Here is an 18,831-nt window from a genome sequence, read left to right on the forward strand (position 1 = left end):
TTAAATTCCTAATACCATTTTGGCTATCCAGAAGTAAATTAGGATTCCAAAAATATCATTACTTGTAGTAATAAAAGGCCCTGTTGCTATTGCAGGGTCTATTCCTTGTTTATTCAAAAATAATGGGACAAAAGTCCCTATAAGTCCTGCTACTATAATAACCACAACTAAGGATGCTGAGATAGCAAATGCTGTATTTACGTCTCCTTTAGTAACCCAGACAAAGAAAAACAGAAAAAGTGCTAGAATAGTACCATTTAACGCTGCCAAAAGCATTTCTTTTATTAACCTTCTATTTATACTCCCCTTTACATCATCATTAGCTAAACCTTGCACTATAATTGCACTAGATTGTACTCCTACATTACCTGCCATTGCCGCAATTAATGGTGTAAAAAAGAATAATACGGCATACTTGTTAAAGGTATCTTGAAAACCTTCCATAATTAAAAAGGCACCTACACCACCTACAAGTCCCAAAAAAAGCCATGGTAAGCGTGCTCTTGTAAGTTCTATTATACTGTCATCTGCCTCTACATCTTGTGTAATACCTGCTGCTAATTGGTAATCTTTATCGGCCTCTTCTTTTAATACATCTACAATATCATCAATAGTAATTCTCCCTAATAAAGTTTTACTATTATCCACAACCGGAATTGCTTCTAAATCGTACTTAGACATAACTTTTGCTACATCTTCTACATTATCTTCTACATTTACATAATCTACATTAGAGATATAGATGTCTGCAATTTTTTTTTCGTTTTTAGCTACAATAAGGTCTTTTAATGACAATCTTCCTACTAACTCATCTTGTTTATTAACTACATAAACGGAGTGCACACGTGTTACTTCTTCTGCTTGGCCTCTTATACGGCGTAAACAACCTGCAACTGTCCAGGTGTCATAAACTTTAACTAGCTCTTTTGCCATTAACCCCCCAGCCGTATCTTCTGCATATTTAAGAAGTTCTTTAATCTCTTCTTTATGCTCCTCATCTTCTATATTAGATATTACTTCTTGCTGACGTTCTTCTGATAATTCTGCAATAATATCTACAGCATCATCTGTATCTAGTTCTTCTAATTCTTCCGCAATTTCTTTAGAAGATAAATTACCTAAAATGGCTTCTCTTAAGTCATCATCAACCTCTGTTAAAACATCTGAAGTTTTATCACTATCTAACAACTTTATTAAATAAGTAGCTTCTTCTGCAGCTAACTCATTTATTATTTCAGCAACATCGGCATAATGCACCTCATTCAAAAGACCCTCTAATTGTACATCCTCTTGGTTGTAAATTAACAGTTTTATTTCTGCTACAAGTTCTTCTGTAAGTTTAAACGGTGTCATTCTCTATTTTCTTAGTCAGCGTAATAAAATTGGCCACTGTTAATTGTTCAGGTCGCTTGCCAAAGATAACATCTTCTTTTAGATTATCTGAAAATGCAAATGGTTTTAAACTATTTCTTAACGTTTTCCTACGTAACCCAAAAGCAGCTTTTACCACTTTATAAAGCATAGGTACACTACAATCTAATTTTAGATTCTCTTTACGTGTTAAGCGTAAAACTCCAGATTGTACTTTTGGTGGCGGATTAAACACATTTGGCTCTACCGTAAATAAATACTCTGCAGTATAGAACGCTTGTGTTAATACAGATAATATACCGTAGGTTTTATTCCCTTCTTTAGCACATATACGCTCTGCCACTTCTTTCTGAAACATTCCCGAAAACTCTGGTACTTGTTCTCGCATCTCTAACATCTTAAAAACAATTTGTGTAGAAATATTATAAGGGAAGTTACCTGTTATTGCAAATTGCTCTTTACCAAAGAGGTCTTCTATGTTGTATTTTAAAAAATCGGCTTCAATTACTCTAAACGTTCCTTTTCTTTGTTGTAATTCTGGATGCTCTAATGGAAAATTAGTTTTAAGATATTCTATAGATTCTGTATCTAAATCTAAGGCCACCAAATCCATTTCTTGTTTTAGTAAGTGTTTGGTTAAAACCCCTGTGCCAGGCCCAATTTCTATAACATTTTTATACCCTTGTAAAGACAACGTATTGCCTATATCATACGCAACACCTTCATCTGTTAAAAAATGCTGCCCTAAATGCTTTTTAGCTTTTACAGGGCTATCTTCTTGCCAGTTTTTTTTAAACTTAGGCTTACCTCCAACATATTTTCCTTTTCCCTTTTTTGCCATAGCTTAATGTTCGCTTACTATTTGTAACTCCGTTCTAAATGCCACAAATTTACCAGCAAAAAGTTTACTACCATCTGATCGCATTTTTTCTGCATCTTCTTCATAGTATTTTTGTAAAGTTGCTTTACTATCTGTTGTGTATTGCACGGAATAGGTAACACCTCCCATTTCTTCTTCTACCAAAACTTTTGTCATTAATGCTTTACTAAACTTACCTGTTGCAAGCATTTCTGGAATGTGTGTTTCTTTCATCCACACTAACCAATTACTAACAATAGTTTCTTCTACATTAATGGTAACGTTATATATATACATATTTTTTTAATTTATGGCATCTCCACGCAATCTTCTAAAATGTTTTCTTGCTGTGGGGGCGTAATAACTATCTTGATAGTTATATATTATTTTTTCGAACTGTTCTTTTGCTTTCTGCGGCTTATTTAATTTATTCTCATATAACATACCCAAGGCATAATATGCATCATCTGCTAAAATCCCTTGGGCATAAAATTCTATTATTTTCTGATAATTAAATTTTGCTTGTTCATATTCTTTTAATTGTTCTAAAAATTCTCCTTGTTTAAGCAAAGCCTCATCTTCTATTTTTTCTCCTTTATGATTTTCTAAAATATCATTTAAAATTGTAACCGCTTCTTTTGTTTTATTTTGATATGCTAGCAAATCTGCCCTTGCATACTTCTTTAACGCTATTTGTGTAGAATCTTCCAAAACATTATCCGAAATTAATAAACTAAGTTGCATAGCATCATTTGCAATAAGCTGTGAAGTAGAACTTCTTAACACTTTTAATTGTGTTAATGCCCAATCAAAATCTCCTTTATAAAAGCTTGTTTGTGCTACTTTGAATCTGGCATTTTGCCCAATAACATCATTCTTAAATTTTCTCTGAATTTGAGAAAAATAAATAAGTGCTTCATTAAATTTTTTATTGTAGACTAAAATCTCTCCAAGTGCAAATTTTACGTAAGCTACAGACTCCCTATTCAAAGGTATTTCTAAATAATCTTTTAATAATTTAATTGCAGGGTCAGGGGTGTTTTTTTTAAATGTTAAAAACTTAGCGTACGCTATTTGTAATCTAAGTGTTGTGTTCTTAATGCCGTGAATTTGCAATAGTTCTTTATACTTTTTTTCTACATTATCTAAAGTGCTAGTACCCTCTTGTTGTAATTGAATGTTTATTAATTGCAACTCTGAATCTAATCTTGTGGTTTCATCTTGTGTTTCCTTTAAAATAAAATAATAAATCTCTTGTGCCACATCTAATTCTCCTACATTATATGCAATGTCCGACAAGTCTATTAATCTATTCGTATTTGTTCCTTCTGTTCTTTTAAAAATTGCCTTTTCTTGCCTAAAAGCACTTTCGTATTGTTTTTGTTTTACAAAAAGCCAACTCAACAAATCATTCCAAAGAATATCCGGATTTCTTTGCGCATTTTTTAAAAGCACTTTCTTTAAAATTAAATTATTGGTATTAGTAGTTTCTTCTGTAACAAAGGCATCTATATTACGTAAAACATTAGACTTAGAAGTTTTTCCTTCTAGGAGTAATGTTAAATAGGCAACATACATTTTCTCTATATTACCTTGCTCCCCATAAATTCTTGCAAGTTGGTAATTATAATTTAAAGAAGGATTTAGTGCCATTGCTTTCTCATAAGCTATAATTGCTTTATTAAGTAAGGAATACTTTAGAAATTTAGCTCCTATTCTAGAACCGTAATTAGGATTTTTACTTAAGAATTTTATTGCTTTATTGTACTGCGCTTCTGCTTTCTCATTTTTACTTTGAAGGGAGTAGGTGTATCCCAAATCTATTATAAAATTTGGAGCTACATTAGTATCTTTTATTTTTTTCTCTAAAAAAGCTTCTGCATCTTCATACCTTTCTAATTGCTGATAACATGCAACCAAACCCTCTAAATAATCTAACCTTCTTGGGTTCGATTTAGAAAGTTTTTCATAAAAAACAACTGCTTTATCAAACTCTCCATCATTAAAATATTGCAATGCCAAAAAATCTTCCTGGGCAGATGTCCAGAAAAAACAGCAGGTAAGTAAAAATGTGATAAATATGCGCAAGCTAGGATTTTTATCAAAGATAGATAATATCAAAAGATCTTAGATGCTATTTAACTGTAGCTTATATTTTAAAGTTAATTTTCAAGTTTTGAGATAGCTACAGGGAGTATTCTCTCAACAAATTTTGAATAGGCTAACTCTGAAGGATGTAAACCGTCTGAAGCAACAAGGTCTTTATTCTTTAGCCCCTCTCTAGTTATGTCTGTTATATTTATAAATGAAATATTCTTTTTAGTACAATAATTTTCTGCAAAAGCATTGTATTTATCTATACCATTAGATATTTTAATATCTCCTTCTCCAAAGGGAGTATAGGCATAATCTGGAATAGACACAACAATAACTTTTCCGCTACTAGATTTAGCCTTTTTAATTGCAGCTGCAACAAGGGCAGGAAACTCTAGCTCATATAAAGAAAAAGGTTTATTTTGATATTGATTATTTACACCAATTAAAAGAGTTACTAAATTATAATTATTAGCTACATTTTCTGACGCTACAGCATTAATTAGATTTGTAGTTGTCCAACCCGTTCTAGCAATCACTTTTAAGTCTATAGAAGTATTTGATCCAAAGCTATTTAACAACCCTTCTTTTAATTGCTCTGGAAATTTACAAGACACACAAACACTTTCTCCTATGGTATAACTGTCGCCTAAAGAAAGAATGGAAATAGTTTTACTTTTAAGAGTATCAGCTTTTTCCTCATTTTTCTCCTCTTTAGCAATCCTACTAATTACTTCTTCAGTATTAGAACATCCAAATGATAAAAACACACTTAAGCTAAAAAATAGCAAAAAACATTTCATTTTTATTTTAAAGATACGTTTTTAGCTACAAAACACTATTTAAGCAAAAAAGCGCTATAATTAAGGATTTGTAGACCACAAAGCAGCACTTTTTAGCATTGCTCTTCTTGGTAATTTTAATCCTGCTAGTATTAATTCTGCAAAATCTGTAGGTTGTAGTACATTTTCAGAACCTTTTTCCATCATATTTAACCCCAAAGTCATATCTGTTTCTATAGTACTTGGTGTTAATGTATTTACCCTAATATTATTTTTACGAACTTCTTTCATTAAAGATTCTGACATCCCTATAACTGCGAATTTAGAGGCTGAATAGGCAGATATATTTGCATTTCCGTTTAAACCAGCTGTAGAAGATACATTTACAATATCTCCTTCATTCTTATCTAATAAATAAGGTAAGACCTCTTTTGTAACATAATACATTCCCATAACATTAGTTTGTATCATAGCGCTCCATTGCTCAACTGGCATATCATTAAAAGACCCTACGGAACAAATTCCTGCGTTATTCACCAAAATATCTATACCACCTAAAGTGTCTATACTATTTTTGATATTCTTTTTTACTTCGTCATAATTACCAACATCGAAAACTGAATAAATAGCTTTTACTCCAAAGGTTTCTAACTCGGAAACCGTTTCTTTTAAAACGCTCTCTGTTCTTCCTGTAATAGCAACATCAATACCTTCTTTAGCAAACGCTAAAGCAGTTGCTTTCCCTAGACCTCTACCTCCACCGGTTATAATTGCTTTTTTGCTTTGTAAATTGCTCATTCTATATCTTTTTAATTAATTTTCTATTAAAATAGACCTAAGTCCTTAATTTTATTATAATTAGGAATCTTTTACAAGCTCTAAAAATTAGCTTCGATTAAAATACCTGGGATAAAGGCATTATCTATTCTTCCTGAGCCACCTGGATTAATATCATACTGCAATGCTGGTTGTAATGCAAAATAATCTGCTATTTGAAAACGATACCCCAATTCTAATACCACTTCGGATGACAATGTATCTCCTTTGAGGCTTGCCCATTCCTCACTAAAACTGCCAATAGTTGCAAAGAACAATACTCTATCCGCAGCTCTAGATGGTATTAATCCTTTCCAATTTATACCCAAACTACTTTGAAAAGGCACTTTTGCTATTTCGCCATGGGGAGAATAACTTATGGTAAGGAAAGAGGTTAAACCCTCTATAAGTTCTACATCTACATGCCCATAAAGACGCATAAAATAATCAGATTCATTAACTGGATTAAAATTTTCGAATGCTCCAAATACCTGATTTGCACCTAAATAAACCCTTGCATTACGATTAGCAACTTTTCCAAACCAATCGTATTGAAAAAAAATGGATAGATTATCTGAACTTCTAAAAGAAAAGTCTAAACCATGTTTTGTATCATCAAATATATCCTTTCCCATTTGATATACCCCTAATTGAAATTGATGGTTGGTATTAGGTTTATATTTTAGTCTGGTTCCCCATGTGGCAAAAGGAAATGTACTCATTAAACCATCTAACAGAAGGGCTCTTATAACCCCATTTACGGTATTATTAAGTGCATAGTAATATAATTTAGAACCGGAAAAATCATCGGCAGCAGTAGTTCGTCCTGCTTTTAAAGAAAAATGCTTACCAAAGTCTTTTTCTATACTTAAATCATATACAAAAGTATTCTGTCCGCCAACCATATTCAAAGGCTCAAAAACGGAACCTACATCATTCATAAGGCCTTTACCATGACGGTTTATCATAGATATTTTACCGCGAGTTCCTTTCCAACCTAATATTTTTTCAAAATCTAAGCTAAGTCCGGTATAAAGCTGCCCGGCATATTTACTGGTTTGGTCTACTCCCCCAGATACATTAGCCGCAGCAATAGAGACATAGGAAACAAAAGGATCTACGCCTTTATCAAACCAAACTCTATTCTGAATACTGTCCGTTTCTTGTGTTTGGGCAAATAGAGCAAACGAAGAAAATACGAAGAAGAGTAAAATTAATTTCTTCATTTTATATTAAATTGAGTTGATAGATTTACAAGCCACCTCAAGATGTACTCATAGGTGCCTAAGAAATTTTGATGAATAGAACCCAACAAATAATAGTTACATACTATTTGTTGGGTTGTAATTTAAATTACGTAAACAGTAATATTTGTTTTACTCTTTTGTCCAGTAATCCATCACAACAGCATCTGCAAAAAACTGTCCGTATTTTTCTAAAAGGTCAAGGTGCGCTTTATGAAATAAGTAAATTTCTCTTGCGTGTTCATCATTAAATGTAATTACAAAAGTATGTGTAAGTCCTTTTGTATGCCCTTCTGAGCTATCATTTAATCCCCATTCAAAACCAGCAACAGTTGGTATTTTATTTTTAAGATCAACAAAAGCATTAACTGCTTCGTTAACTTGTTCTTCTGTAGCATCTTCTTTGTATTTAAGATGTACTATATGTTTTAGTACTTTACCTTCTCTGTTAATTTTAGGAGACACATCATAAGACACCACCTTTTTAAAATCAAAACTAAATGACCCAGCTATTAGAAAATTCTTTCCATCAATCTTATGAGAACGTAAACCATAATAAATAGGAAACCCAACTTCTAGATAATTAATTGGACTTAGAATACCTTCTTCGTTTAATTTAAGTAACTGAACGCTGGCATCATCTCTTGTCCCAACAGCTAAAACAGCTTGGTTGTTATCTGTTGAAACAACTTCTATTCTTGTTTGTCCTTGTAACTTAGTTTTTTCATCATCTTTTAAAACAAAATGAGGAACTAAAGCGCCCTTATTGTTTATCTTAAATACACTTACACCATCTCCATGATATACAAAATCTGGTCTTTTAATAAAGCCATTTCTACTATAATATTTATGATGTCTATGTCCAACGATAACATATTTATTCTTACTTAAGGTAACTCCAGTAACTGGGTATGCTCCTGTTAAATACCTATCTGTTGTATTGTCACTTATATTATTTACGTTTTTGAATTTCCCGTTTTCATACACTCTAAAACTACTAACGCCATTATCTTGAAATCCACTAGTATATAAATACGTTTTGCCTTTTATTTTGTGAACAAACATTCCTATAATGCCATCTGTATGAATTTTTTCATCATCTTTAATTGACATAATATGAGTTAATTTCCCATCATCTTGTATTTTGAAACAAGTTAAACCGGGATTTTTTTCTAAACCACCTACAAATAAGTAGGACGTATTTTTCATATGTACCACCTGCAATGTAATACCCACAGCTAAATACGTGTCTTCTGTATCTTCAACTAAAGCAACACGTTCTAAAGACCCGTTTTCTTTTATTTTAAAGGTCTCTATAACATTTCCATGTTTGTTTGCTACAAAAAGAAAATCGGTGCCATTAATATTATCTGCAACCATACCTCTAGCTGGTCCTTTTTGTTTGTGTAATTCGTGATTGCTAATTGGAGTAAGAACACCTTCTTTATCTAAACTATAAACATCTACATTACCTACACCACCAACATATACATAGTGAGAACCTTCTTTTTCATAACTTGTAACAGAAACAGTATTTTTTCCAGATATGTTTTTAAAATCTTTTCTGTAAAGCATTACGTCATCAAGGGCTTGTGCCAAACAAAGTTGTGATACTATTAGTGCTATAAATAGAATTATATTTTTCATGATTTTATTTTTTATAATTTAATAGATTACTCTAAAATAGATTTAGCTCCTACTGTAGCAATTGCTCTATCTTGTTCTATAGTACCGCCACTTACTCCTATAGCACCAATAATTTTACCGTCTTTGTTTTTTATTGGTAATCCTCCAGGAAAGGATACCATTCCATTATTAGTTAATTCTATATTATATATTATACCTCCTGGCTGGGTTAATTCTCCTAATTTCCCCGTATCCATATTAAAGTAACGTGCTGTTTTAGCCTTTTTAATAGCTACATCTATACTTCCCAAGTAAGACTCATCCATCCTAATAAATGCCTTTAAATTTGCCCCTGCATCTACAACAGCAATATTTACTAAAACATTAGAATCTTCGGCATTTTTCTTAGCCGCTAAAAGAGCAGTAAAGGCTTCTTCGTGGGTAATATCATTCGTTATTTGTGCATTAACAGCGGTTCCAATAAATAATAAGGCAAATGTAAAAACACAAATTTTTAGGCGCTTAACTAAGTTCATAATTATCATTTTAATTTTATTTCACAAAAATTATAAACTATTCTGAAAAAAAAGTTGAACAAGTTCAACTCCGTAAAAATTTAGTAAGAATTTAAGGCTGTTTTTTAATTTTACTTAAAAATTCATGTGTAATACCCAAATAACTTGATGCTTGCCTATCCGTAAGTTTTGAAGCAATTTTAGGATATTTTTCGACAAAATGATTGTAACGTTCTTTTGCCGTTAAACTATGGTTTCTTATAATTCTTCGTTGCCATGCAACTATGGATTTTTGAAACATAATACGAAACAGTTTTTCTGCAGATGGAATTTTAGCATAAAGTGTTTCTTTATCTTTTTGAGATATTATTAGAACCTCACTATCTTCTAAAGCCTGTATATTTAGATCAGATGGTTTATGGTTCATAAAACTATCAATATCCATTAACCACCAATCTTTAGCAGCAAAATACAGGGTGTTTTCATTCCCTTTTTTATCTATGGTAAAGGTTCTAAAGCACCCCTTTACTACAAAACCCTCAAACTTACAGATAGTTCCTTGTGTTAATAAAAACTCTTTTTTCTTAATTGTTTTTAGCTTAAAAAACTCACAAATACTGTCTGCTTCTGAACTAGACAGATCTATATGTTTCTTTATATTTTCAATTAACAAATTATAAGTCACTATTAAAAAATTTACATCTTAAGGAAGATGTATTACTAGTTATTTTATTTTTTAAAGTGACTAATTTAATTAATCTATCTTACTAAAACCACAATATGGGATTAACACTTCTGGAATTTCTATACCATCTTCTACTTGGTAATTTTCTAAAATACCCGCAAGAACTCTTGGTAATGCTAAAGAACTACCATTTAAAGTATGTGCAAATTGGCTTTTTCCATTCTCGTCTTTATAACGCAATTTTAATCTGTTAGATTGGTATGCTTCAAAATTAGAAACAGAACTAATCTCTAACCAACGATCTTGTGCTGTAGAAAACACTTCAAAATCATACGTAAGAACAGATGTAAAACCTAAATCACCACCACACAATCTCAAAACTCTGTATGGTAATTTTAATTCTCTAAGAATATTTTTTACATGCTCTACCATACCATCTAAAGCTTCAAATGATTTTGATGGATGTTCTACACGTACTATTTCTACCTTGTCAAACTGATGTAAACGATTTAAACCGCGAACATGCGCACCATAACTCCCTGCTTCTCTTCTAAAACAAGGTGTATATGCTGTATAACAAATAGGGAATTGCTCTTCTTTTACTATTTCTCCTCTAAATAAATTAGTAACAGGAACTTCTGCTGTAGGTATTAAATACAAATCATCTTCACCTACATGATACATTTGACCCTCCTTATCTGGTAATTGACCAGTACCATAACCAGATGCTTCGTTTACTAGGTGTGGTACTTGTATTTCTGTGTACCCAGCTTCTGCATTTTTATCTAAAAAATAAGAAATTAATGCACGTTGTAAGCGAGCACCTTTACCTTTATAAACAGGAAATCCTGCTCCAGTAACTTTTACTCCAAGTTCAAAATCTATAATATCATATTTCTTTGCCAATTCCCAATGCGGCAAAGCATTAGAAACTAACTCAGGAACATCTCCTTCTGCAAAAATCTCTTCATTATCTTCATCTGTGTTTCCTGCAGGAACACTATCATGAGGTATGTTAGGTATTTGATACAATAAGGCTTGTAATTCTTCTGCAACACTAGTTAGTGTATCGTTCAAAACCTTGGACTCATCTTTTAAAACTCCAGTTTTTTCTTTTAAAACCGTCGCTTCTTGCGCTTTTCCTGTTTTAAAAAGCATTCCAATTTCTTTAGACAGGCTATTAGATTCTGCTAAAGTTTTATCTAATTTCGTTTGCGTTTCACGCCTTTTATCATCTAATGCTATTGCTTTATCTAATAAAGGAGCAGCATCTATATTGCGCTTTTTTAATGCGGTAATAAATTCGTTTTTAGACTCTCTAATTGCCTGTAATTGTAGCATTGGTTATATTTTGAATTGCAAATTTAGGTTTATTTACTTCTAATGCCAACAGAAAAACGTTCACTCTTCTTTTAATTTAGATGAAAGAATCCAATGATGATGGCTAAAGTGGCTCCAAGTCTCATTAGCTAAATCTATTTTAGGGTCTACAAAAGGCTGCATATACCTTCCATTAATGCTAATTTTAGAATTAATAGCATAGACTGCTATGTCTTCTCCTTTTTCTTTATACTCCATCTTTAAACGCTGTGCAAATTGCCACATAAAATCTGGATAAGATGCAACTCTTGCTCTTTGCTTTTGAGTAAGGTACTTATTTTGCTTTACATATATTTCTTTTCCGGTATCCTTATTTTTTACTTTAAAAAGAACACTTCCTCTACGGCTACGCAACATCATTCGCCAGCTTAATCTATGTCCCTCTTCGGTCCAAAGTACATTGTCTGTAATAAAGTGATGCCTTATAGGTAAGAACAATTGAATAATAAAATAAGTAGTAAAAAAAGCTAATAGAATATTTTTATTTTTTGGAATATTAACAACTGTAGGCTTACTTACCTCCTTTGTCTTAAAAAATATATTTCTAATAGTTTTTGGTTCAAAAAAGAAGACCGTAAAGGCTAAAGATAAAAATGGAAAAATACCAATTTGAAAAACAACAGCATTAAATAAATGAAAAAAGATAGATAAGATAAAAGCAAGTTTACGTGTAGGCTTATAAAGCAAGGCCGGAATAACTAGCAAATCGAACAAAATACCAAAGGTTCCCATAATAACATGTACCCAATGTTGTTGTAAAAAAACGCCAATTACGTAATAATCTGCCTTTCCTTTCATTAAAAGTTCTACCATACCAAAATCTAGCCAATCGCCATATAATTTAGCAATTGAAGCGTAAGTATATACAATAACTAGCTGTAAAACTATTATCCATTTTACATAAGCACACATGGTTTTAGATTGCAGACTTACATTTTTCTTTGCGTCTAAAGAGCTACCTTTATTTGCTGGCAAAAAACACATTAAAAAAGAAATTAATGCTAGTAAATAATAGTGATTATTATAGGAGGTTTTTTGCATTAAATAGACCCCAGACCATAAAATAAAAAAAGCTATAATACTTACACGATATTTATACCCTAAGGCTATACAAACACCTAAAGTTCCCATTATAAAAAAATAGAAGTACATACCATTTCCAGGCAAAGGTTGCAACCACTCAAAACCAATAAAACTAAAAGTAAAACTAGGTTCTATTAGGGTTCTTTTAATCCACCCTGTGACCATTGCGCCATAACATTCTAAAGAAACTAAGATTCCAAAAAAGATTCTAAATAATAGTAAGGAGCTATTATCTATTCTCTGAAATAGAAATCGATGTAACATCTTAGTTTGCTATTAATTTCAATGAAGTTTCTTTGTCTAATATTAGTTGCGCTTTTAGCGCTTCTATAGATTCAAATTTTTGTTCATCTCTTATACGCTCTAAAATATCAACTTGTATTTTTTGCCCATATAAATCCTGATTAAAATCAAAAAAATGAACCTCTATAGTTTGCTTTTTTCCTGCAACAGTGGGATTAAAACCAATATTCATCATACCGTAAACAGTAGTGTTATTTAATACACTTTGCACAACGTACACTCCATTTTTTGGAATAAGTTTATACTTTTCTTCTATCTCAATATTTGCAGTGGGGAAACTTAATTTTCTACCTAGCTCTTTTCCTTTAGTTACTACTCCACTAAGCATATAATGGTACCCTAAATATTTATTTGCTGTATTAATATCTCCCTGATCTAAAGCTTTTCTAATTTTAGTAGAACTAACAGATACTTCGTTTATTTCTTGCGCCGGAATTTCTTCAACGCTAAAATTATAGGTTGCTCCAAAAGCAATTAAATCTTTAATATTTGCATTTCTATTACGGCCAAATCTATGGTCGTACCCAATAATTATTTTTTTAGTACTTAAATTGTTTACCAATAAATCTCTAACAAATTCAGTAGCAGAAAGTCTAGAAAAATCTATTGTAAACGGATGTACTATTAATTGCTCTAAACCTAGTTTCTTTAAAATTACACCTCTTTCTTCAATGGTGTTTAAAAGTTTAATCTCTGCATCTTTTTGTAAAACCATTCTTGGATGTGGAAAAAAGGTAAGTACAGTAGGCACTAAGCCTAGTTCTTTTGAATTGTTTATAAGGCGTTTTATTATTTTTTTATGCCCTATATGAACCCCATCAAAAGTTCCAATAGTAATAGCTATTGGCTTTTTTTTATCGTATTTAGAAATGCTTTGGACTATATTCACTTTTAATAAATAATAAAAGGCTTATCTTTGATTTAGAGATAAAAGACCATTAATGCTTACAAAATTACGTCTACTTTTTTCAATTACCATAGTATTTCTTTCCTTTTACGGATCTGCACAAAGTAATTACTGGAAACAACAGGTTTCTAGTAACTCCATAAAAAAAGCTTATGCTAAACAATACAAGGTAAAAAAAGGAAAAACATTTACATTTAATACAAGTAATTTTAAGTCTCAATTAAAATCTGCCATACATTCTAAAAACAACGGAATCTCTATATACCTACCTAATGAAAACGGAATACAAGAAGCTTTTCTAGTAAAAGAGTCTTCGGTTTTATCCCCAATACTTGCAGCTAAATACCCTACTATAAAATCCTATATAGGATACTCTATTAACAACCCACAAGACAAAGTTCGTTTAAGTATTTCTCATAAAGGAATACAAAGTATGGTTGTTCATGGTGATAGAACAGGAAATACGTACATAGAAAATGTTAAGGGTAATACCTATGTTGCCTATAAGAGAGATAAAGAAAATAAAACTGAAAAAGATTTTATTTGTAAAACAAAAGCCTCTATTACAAATAAGGCTTCTTCACAAACTCTTAGGCCTGTAGATGACCAAAAATTAAGAAAATACCGTCTAGCGGTTTCTACCACTGGAGAGTATACTAATTTTCATGGTGGTACTATTATAGATGCCTTAGCTGCAATAAATGCTACTGTAACAAGACTTAATCAAGTTTTTGAAACAGATTTGGCAATTACATTAGAATTAGTTTCAAATACCGATGAAGTAATTTATACGGACCCAGATACAGATCCTTATGATGGTAATTTAAACACCCAAACACAAAGTACCTTATCTAGTATTATTGAAGAAGAAAATTATGACATAGGACATCTTTTTCATTTAGATGCAGCAAATGGTAATGCTGGTTCTATTGGTTCTGTGTGCCAAGATGGCAAAAAAGGAAGTGCTTTTTCATCGCACCCAAACCCTACAGGAGATTTATTTGATTTAGATTATGTAGCACATGAAATGGGGCATCAATTTGGAGCAAATCACACATGGTCTCATGAATCTGAAGGAACTTTAGTACAAGCAGAACCCGGAAGTGGAACCACAATTATGGGTTATGCCGGTATTGTAGGCGATAATAATGTTGCCTCTAACGGAGATGGATATTTTCATTACTGGAGTATTGTACAAATTGCAAATTATGTAAAAACAACAAATTGTGCCGTAGAAACAGATTTAACAAATTTGCCTCCCACCGTAACTTTAACAGGTAATTTTACTATTCCAAAATCTACCCCTTTTGTTTTAACAGGTATTGCCACAGATACAGACCCTACAGATGTACTAACCTATACTTGGGAACAAATTGATAATGGTGTTATTACACAAGATACATTTGGTCCAACCAGCGTAAGTGGTGCTAATTTTAGGTCACAAATTCCTTCTACTAATCCGGAACGTTATTTCCCAAAAATTTCTAGCATTTTAACTGGGCAACTAACCCAAACTATGCCAACCATAAATTCTGCATGGGAAACCTTATCTGAAGTAGAAAGAGAGCTTAATTTTGCGCTCACCGTAAGAGATAATGCTCCTGGGGGTGGACAAGTAGTTACAGACCAGGTTGAAGTCTCTGTTAGTGGTAATGCAGGACCTTTTAAAGTTATCTCACAAACAACTAATGAAGTTTTAGAAGCAGGTTCTACCCAAACTATTCTTTGGGATGTGGCTAATACAGATAAAGCCCCAATAAATACCACACAAGTAGATATACTATTATCTACAGATGGAGGACTTACCTACCCTATTACATTAAGTGAAGATGTTGTAAATGACGGAGAGCATAAAATAATTATTCCAGGTGTTGCTACAACACAAGCCAGAGTTATGGTTAAAGCAAGTAACTCTATTTACTTTGCAATAAATGATACCAACTTTACTATTGAAGAAAGTGAAGTTATTCTAAACTTTACAAACTTAGAATATGAAGTTTGTTCCCCAGATGATGTTACTACCACCTTTAATTATGAAACTTATTTAGGCTTTTCTGAAGAAAGCACTTTTAGTATTGCGTCTCCTCCTCCTGGTCTAGGAATTACTTTCTCTCCAGAAACCGCAACATTAAATGATACTGAAGTTACTATATCTTTTACAAATATTGATTCTTTAACTGCTGGCACCTACCCAATAGAAGTAGTATCTACAGCAACAACACAAACAAAAACAGTTACGTTAGAGTTAAATATATTCGATAACTCTTTTACCCCAGTAGTCCTGCAAAGTCCAATAAATGGTATTGAAGACACCTCAAAAAATATTACACTAGAGTGGGAAAGTAGCCCAGAATACACCTCTTACGATATAGAAATAGCTACCGATGATTTATTTACTACCATAATAGATAGTAAAACCCTAATTTCTAACACTTATAGCCCACTTTCTCTATCCTATGAGACTACTTATTATTGGCGTGTAAAACCTAAAAATGTTTGTGGCGAAGGAACTTTTAGCGCTCCTTTTAATTTTTCTACCATAAAATTTAGCTGTAAAACAAAAAGCGCTGTAGGGCTTCCACTAGAAATTTCTGCAGAAGGAACGCCAACAGTAAATTCTAAAATTTCTTTTTATGAAGACATAAACTTATCAGATATAAATATAAGTTTAGAAATAGACCATAACTATTTATCTGATATTGTAGTTAATTTAATTTCCCCCCAAGGAACTAAGGTAGCACTAGTTTCTAGTTCTTGTGGAGATTTAAAAAACATTAATGCCACTTTTGATGATGATGCTAACAGTTTTACCTGTGGAGGCAACCCAGCCATAAATGGAACCGTAAAACCCTTAGGAACCTTAAGTTCCTTAATCGGTGAATCTATAAAGGGAGATTGGACACTACAAATAAATGATAACGCCAATGATGATGGTGGTTTCCTTAAAGCTTTTTCCATAGAAGTTTGTGTAGAAGGAGAATTTAGACCCGATGAAGATAATGACGGTGTTTTTGATGATGGAGACGATTTATGCCTTGGTACTCCAGAAGGTTTAGAAGTAGATGAAAATGGATGCACTGTTTACCTTTTTCCAAGCACAAATTTTGCAGTTTCTACACAAAGTGAAGCCTGTAGGAATAGCAATGATGGGCAAATTAATATTACCGCTACACTTCCTTTAGAATATACCATAACGCTAACAGGAGATAATACTAACTTTACAGACAACTTCAATACTAACAATTACACATTAAACAGTTTAAGTGCTGGAGAATATACTATTTGTATTACAGGAACCGATGGTAATATAACCTACAATGAACATTGTTTTACTGTAAACATTACAGAACCCGAAGTACTTAATGTTAGTTCTAAAGTTGGAATTACTAAAAATACAACAACTCTCTTTTTATCTGGGTCTAATTTATACAACATTGAGCTTAATGGTTTAGTAACACAAACCACTAAAAACGAAATTGATTTAACGTTAAAACAAGGCGCCAACACTCTAAAAGTATATACCAATATACCATGCCAGGGCACTCATGAAGAAAACATATTTATTTCTAGTACACCTATAATTTACCCCAATCCACTAACTTCTATAACCAATTTATACATTGGCGCTAACCTAGAAGAAGTACAGGTAAAAATATTTACTAATACTGGACAATTAATTAAAAATAAAACATACAACTCTACTTCGAATGAAATTGAGCTAGACTTTAGTAGCTTACCTATAGGAATTTATTATGTTTCTTATAGTAGTAAAGATGTAAAAGGGACTTTAAAAGTAATTAAGCAATGAGAATTTTAGCCGCACTTATATTTAGTTTTTTTGTTTGTGCATGCAGCAAAAAATCGGATTCGCCACCAAACCCTCCGCAAAGTACACAACTAACGTACCCAGATAAAAACTCGGAATGTACTACGGGTGTATCTATTAGCGATGATGTTAGCGAAGTAGAATTTAGATGGCAATCTTCAGCAGATACAGAAGTCTATGAGCTACAAGTAACAAACTTAACATCTGGCACCTCACAATCTATTAACACCTCTAATACAACCGCTAAAGTACCTTTAGATAAAGGCGCCCCATATACATGGAAAGTACTTTCTAAAAACTCTAAAACTAGTGGCTCTGCTTCTAGTGAAACTTGGGCTTTTTATAATGCTGGTTTTATAACTGCTTTTGCACCTTTCCCTGCAGAGATAATTACTCCTAAAATAGGAGATAATGCCTTTATAGATATAAATAATGAAGTTACACTAGAATGGTCTGGTTCCGATTTAGATAATGATATTGATAGTTTTCAACTTTACTACGGAACAGAAAACCCACCAACAATACTATTAGAAACTACTACTTCTGGAATAACAGAATATAAAGTAACCGCAGTTGCAGATACCGTATATTACTGGAAAATAATTACCACTGATAAAGAAGGAAATACTTCTGACTCTGGTGTTTTTAGTTTTAAAGCACTTTAATTACTTTCCGTTAAACTGGTTCATTGTATTTTTTACTCCAGATAACACAAAAGATGCTATAAGGTTTGATGCTTTTTCTAAACGTTCCTTTAAAGCTTTATTTTCCTCTGCATTCCATTCTCCAAGAACATAATCTACTTGCCTTCCTTTTCCAAAATCTGCTCCTACACCAAACCTAAACCTATTATAAGAAGCAGTTTGTAAAACTTCCTGCGTACTTTTTAATCCGTTATGGCCACCGTCACTGCCTTTAGTTTTTAATCTAAAAGTTCCAAATTCTAGGTTTATATCATCGGTAATTATCAATATATTTTCTAATGGAATTTTCTCTTTATCCATCCAATATTTAATAGCTTTACCACTTAAATTCATATAGGTAGAGGGTTTTAAACATAGAATACTTCTACCTTTAATTTTAACCACTGCTACATCTCCCAATTTCTGAGTTTCAAAAGAAGCTTCTTTATCTGCAACAAAAGCGTCTAATACTTTAAAGCCAATATTATGCCTAGTTTCTGCATATTCATTTCCAATATTCCCTAAACCAACGATTAAAAATTTTTTCATTATATCTAATTCTTCTAAAAAGGTAATATTCTTCCCAAACAATAATTTTATAATAGATAGCATACGTTAAAATGTAATGCTATAAAAATACAAAAGCATCCTATAAAA

General features: G+C 32.1%; 16 protein-coding genes. 2 read left to right on the forward strand and 14 right to left on the reverse strand.

The window, feature by feature from the left end:
* The 13 genes from mgtE to CLV91_RS02660 all read right to left on the reverse strand — a co-directional run bounded on the left by mgtE (position 1) and on the right by CLV91_RS02660 (position 13,647).
* Positions 1-1,353: a magnesium transporter gene (mgtE, locus tag CLV91_RS02600; RefSeq protein WP_121063683.1), complete on the reverse strand. Its 1,353-nt coding sequence runs from the start codon at positions 1,351-1,353 to the stop codon at positions 1-3.
* A complete protein-coding gene (gene rsmA / locus CLV91_RS02605; protein WP_121063685.1) occupies positions 1,340-2,212 on the reverse strand; it encodes a 16S rRNA (adenine(1518)-N(6)/adenine(1519)-N(6))-dimethyltransferase RsmA in 873 nt (290 codons plus the stop codon). Before rsmA ends, mgtE begins: the two co-directional genes overlap by 14 nt.
* Positions 2,213-2,215: 3 nt before the next feature.
* A complete protein-coding gene (locus tag CLV91_RS02610; protein WP_121063687.1) occupies positions 2,216-2,527 on the reverse strand; it encodes a DUF4286 family protein in 312 nt (103 codons plus the stop codon).
* Positions 2,528-2,533: 6 nt separating this feature from the next.
* Positions 2,534-4,318 (reverse strand): tetratricopeptide repeat protein, encoded by a 1,785-nt coding sequence (locus tag CLV91_RS02615; protein WP_121063690.1) that lies wholly within the window; start codon positions 4,316-4,318, stop codon positions 2,534-2,536.
* A 74-nt stretch (positions 4,319-4,392) separates the two neighbouring features.
* Positions 4,393-5,115, reverse strand: coding sequence for an SGNH/GDSL hydrolase family protein (locus CLV91_RS02620; RefSeq protein WP_245987122.1), 723 nt, complete (start codon positions 5,113-5,115; stop codon positions 4,393-4,395).
* Between the two features lie 72 nt (positions 5,116-5,187).
* Complete coding sequence (locus tag CLV91_RS02625; RefSeq protein ID WP_121063694.1) at positions 5,188-5,904, reverse strand: 3-ketoacyl-ACP reductase; 717 nt, start codon at positions 5,902-5,904, stop codon at positions 5,188-5,190.
* Between the two features lie 80 nt (positions 5,905-5,984).
* The gene (locus CLV91_RS02630; protein ID WP_121063696.1) at positions 5,985-7,148 is read right to left on the reverse strand and encodes a carbohydrate porin; all 1,164 of its coding nucleotides are present in this window, start codon (positions 7,146-7,148) and stop codon (positions 5,985-5,987) included.
* A 150-nt stretch (positions 7,149-7,298) separates the two neighbouring features.
* Entirely contained in the window at positions 7,299-8,813 is a 1,515-nt protein-coding gene (locus CLV91_RS02635; protein WP_211333184.1) for a Dabb family protein, read from the reverse strand.
* Positions 8,814-8,839: 26 nt separating this feature from the next.
* Positions 8,840-9,328 (reverse strand): GlcG/HbpS family heme-binding protein, encoded by a 489-nt coding sequence (locus tag CLV91_RS02640; protein ID WP_121063700.1) that lies wholly within the window; start codon positions 9,326-9,328, stop codon positions 8,840-8,842.
* 91 nt (positions 9,329-9,419) lie between these two features.
* Positions 9,420-9,992 (reverse strand): Crp/Fnr family transcriptional regulator, encoded by a 573-nt coding sequence (locus CLV91_RS02645; RefSeq protein ID WP_121063702.1) that lies wholly within the window; start codon positions 9,990-9,992, stop codon positions 9,420-9,422.
* A gap of 69 nt (positions 9,993-10,061) precedes the next feature.
* Positions 10,062-11,333: a serine--tRNA ligase gene (serS, locus tag CLV91_RS02650; protein ID WP_121063703.1), complete on the reverse strand. Its 1,272-nt coding sequence runs from the start codon at positions 11,331-11,333 to the stop codon at positions 10,062-10,064.
* Positions 11,334-11,393: 60 nt separating this feature from the next.
* Positions 11,394-12,719 (reverse strand): HTTM domain-containing protein, encoded by a 1,326-nt coding sequence (locus CLV91_RS02655; RefSeq protein WP_121063705.1) that lies wholly within the window; start codon positions 12,717-12,719, stop codon positions 11,394-11,396.
* 1 nt (position 12,720) lies between these two features.
* Complete coding sequence (locus CLV91_RS02660) at positions 12,721-13,647, reverse strand: bifunctional riboflavin kinase/FAD synthetase (RefSeq protein ID WP_121063707.1); 927 nt, start codon at positions 13,645-13,647, stop codon at positions 12,721-12,723.
* Positions 13,648-13,699: 52 nt separating this feature from the next.
* On the opposite strand from CLV91_RS02660, the gene CLV91_RS02665 reads away from it, so the two are divergent.
* A complete protein-coding gene (locus tag CLV91_RS02665) occupies positions 13,700-17,473 on the forward strand; it encodes a reprolysin-like metallopeptidase (RefSeq protein WP_121063709.1) in 3,774 nt (1,257 codons plus the stop codon).
* The gene (locus CLV91_RS02670; RefSeq protein ID WP_121063711.1) at positions 17,470-18,156 is read left to right on the forward strand and encodes a hypothetical protein; all 687 of its coding nucleotides are present in this window, start codon (positions 17,470-17,472) and stop codon (positions 18,154-18,156) included. The genes CLV91_RS02665 and CLV91_RS02670 overlap by 4 nt, the downstream gene beginning before the upstream one ends.
* On the opposite strand, the gene pth is transcribed toward CLV91_RS02670, so the two are convergent.
* Entirely contained in the window at positions 18,157-18,786 is a 630-nt protein-coding gene (gene pth / locus CLV91_RS02675; protein WP_121063713.1) for an aminoacyl-tRNA hydrolase, read from the reverse strand.
* Positions 18,787-18,831 lie beyond the last annotated feature (45 nt).

Source organism: Maribacter vaceletii (assembly GCF_003634105.1).
Classification (GTDB): domain Bacteria; phylum Bacteroidota; class Bacteroidia; order Flavobacteriales; family Flavobacteriaceae; genus Maribacter_B; species Maribacter_B vaceletii.

Coding starts and splice junctions, on each gene's coding strand:
- mgtE (WP_121063683.1), bottom strand. CDS start 1,353: ATGACACCGTTTAAACTTACAGAAGAACTTGTAGCAGAAATAAAACTG.
- rsmA (WP_121063685.1), bottom strand. CDS start 2,212: ATGGCAAAAAAGGGAAAAGGAAAATATGTTGGAGGTAAGCCTAAGTTT.
- CLV91_RS02610 (WP_121063687.1), bottom strand. CDS start 2,527: ATGTATATATATAACGTTACCATTAATGTAGAAGAAACTATTGTTAGT.
- CLV91_RS02625 (WP_121063694.1), bottom strand. CDS start 5,904: ATGAGCAATTTACAAAGCAAAAAAGCAATTATAACCGGTGGAGGTAGA.
- CLV91_RS02630 (WP_121063696.1), bottom strand. CDS start 7,148: ATGAAGAAATTAATTTTACTCTTCTTCGTATTTTCTTCGTTTGCTCTA.
- CLV91_RS02635 (WP_211333184.1), bottom strand. CDS start 8,813: ATGAAAAATATAATTCTATTTATAGCACTAATAGTATCACAACTTTGT.
- CLV91_RS02640 (WP_121063700.1), bottom strand. CDS start 9,328: ATGAACTTAGTTAAGCGCCTAAAAATTTGTGTTTTTACATTTGCCTTA.
- serS (WP_121063703.1), bottom strand. CDS start 11,333: ATGCTACAATTACAGGCAATTAGAGAGTCTAAAAACGAATTTATTACC.
- CLV91_RS02655 (WP_121063705.1), bottom strand. CDS start 12,719: ATGTTACATCGATTTCTATTTCAGAGAATAGATAATAGCTCCTTACTA.
- CLV91_RS02665 (WP_121063709.1), top strand. CDS start 13,700: ATGCTTACAAAATTACGTCTACTTTTTTCAATTACCATAGTATTTCTT.
- CLV91_RS02670 (WP_121063711.1), top strand. CDS start 17,470: ATGAGAATTTTAGCCGCACTTATATTTAGTTTTTTTGTTTGTGCATGC.
- pth (WP_121063713.1), bottom strand. CDS start 18,786: ATGCTATCTATTATAAAATTATTGTTTGGGAAGAATATTACCTTTTTA.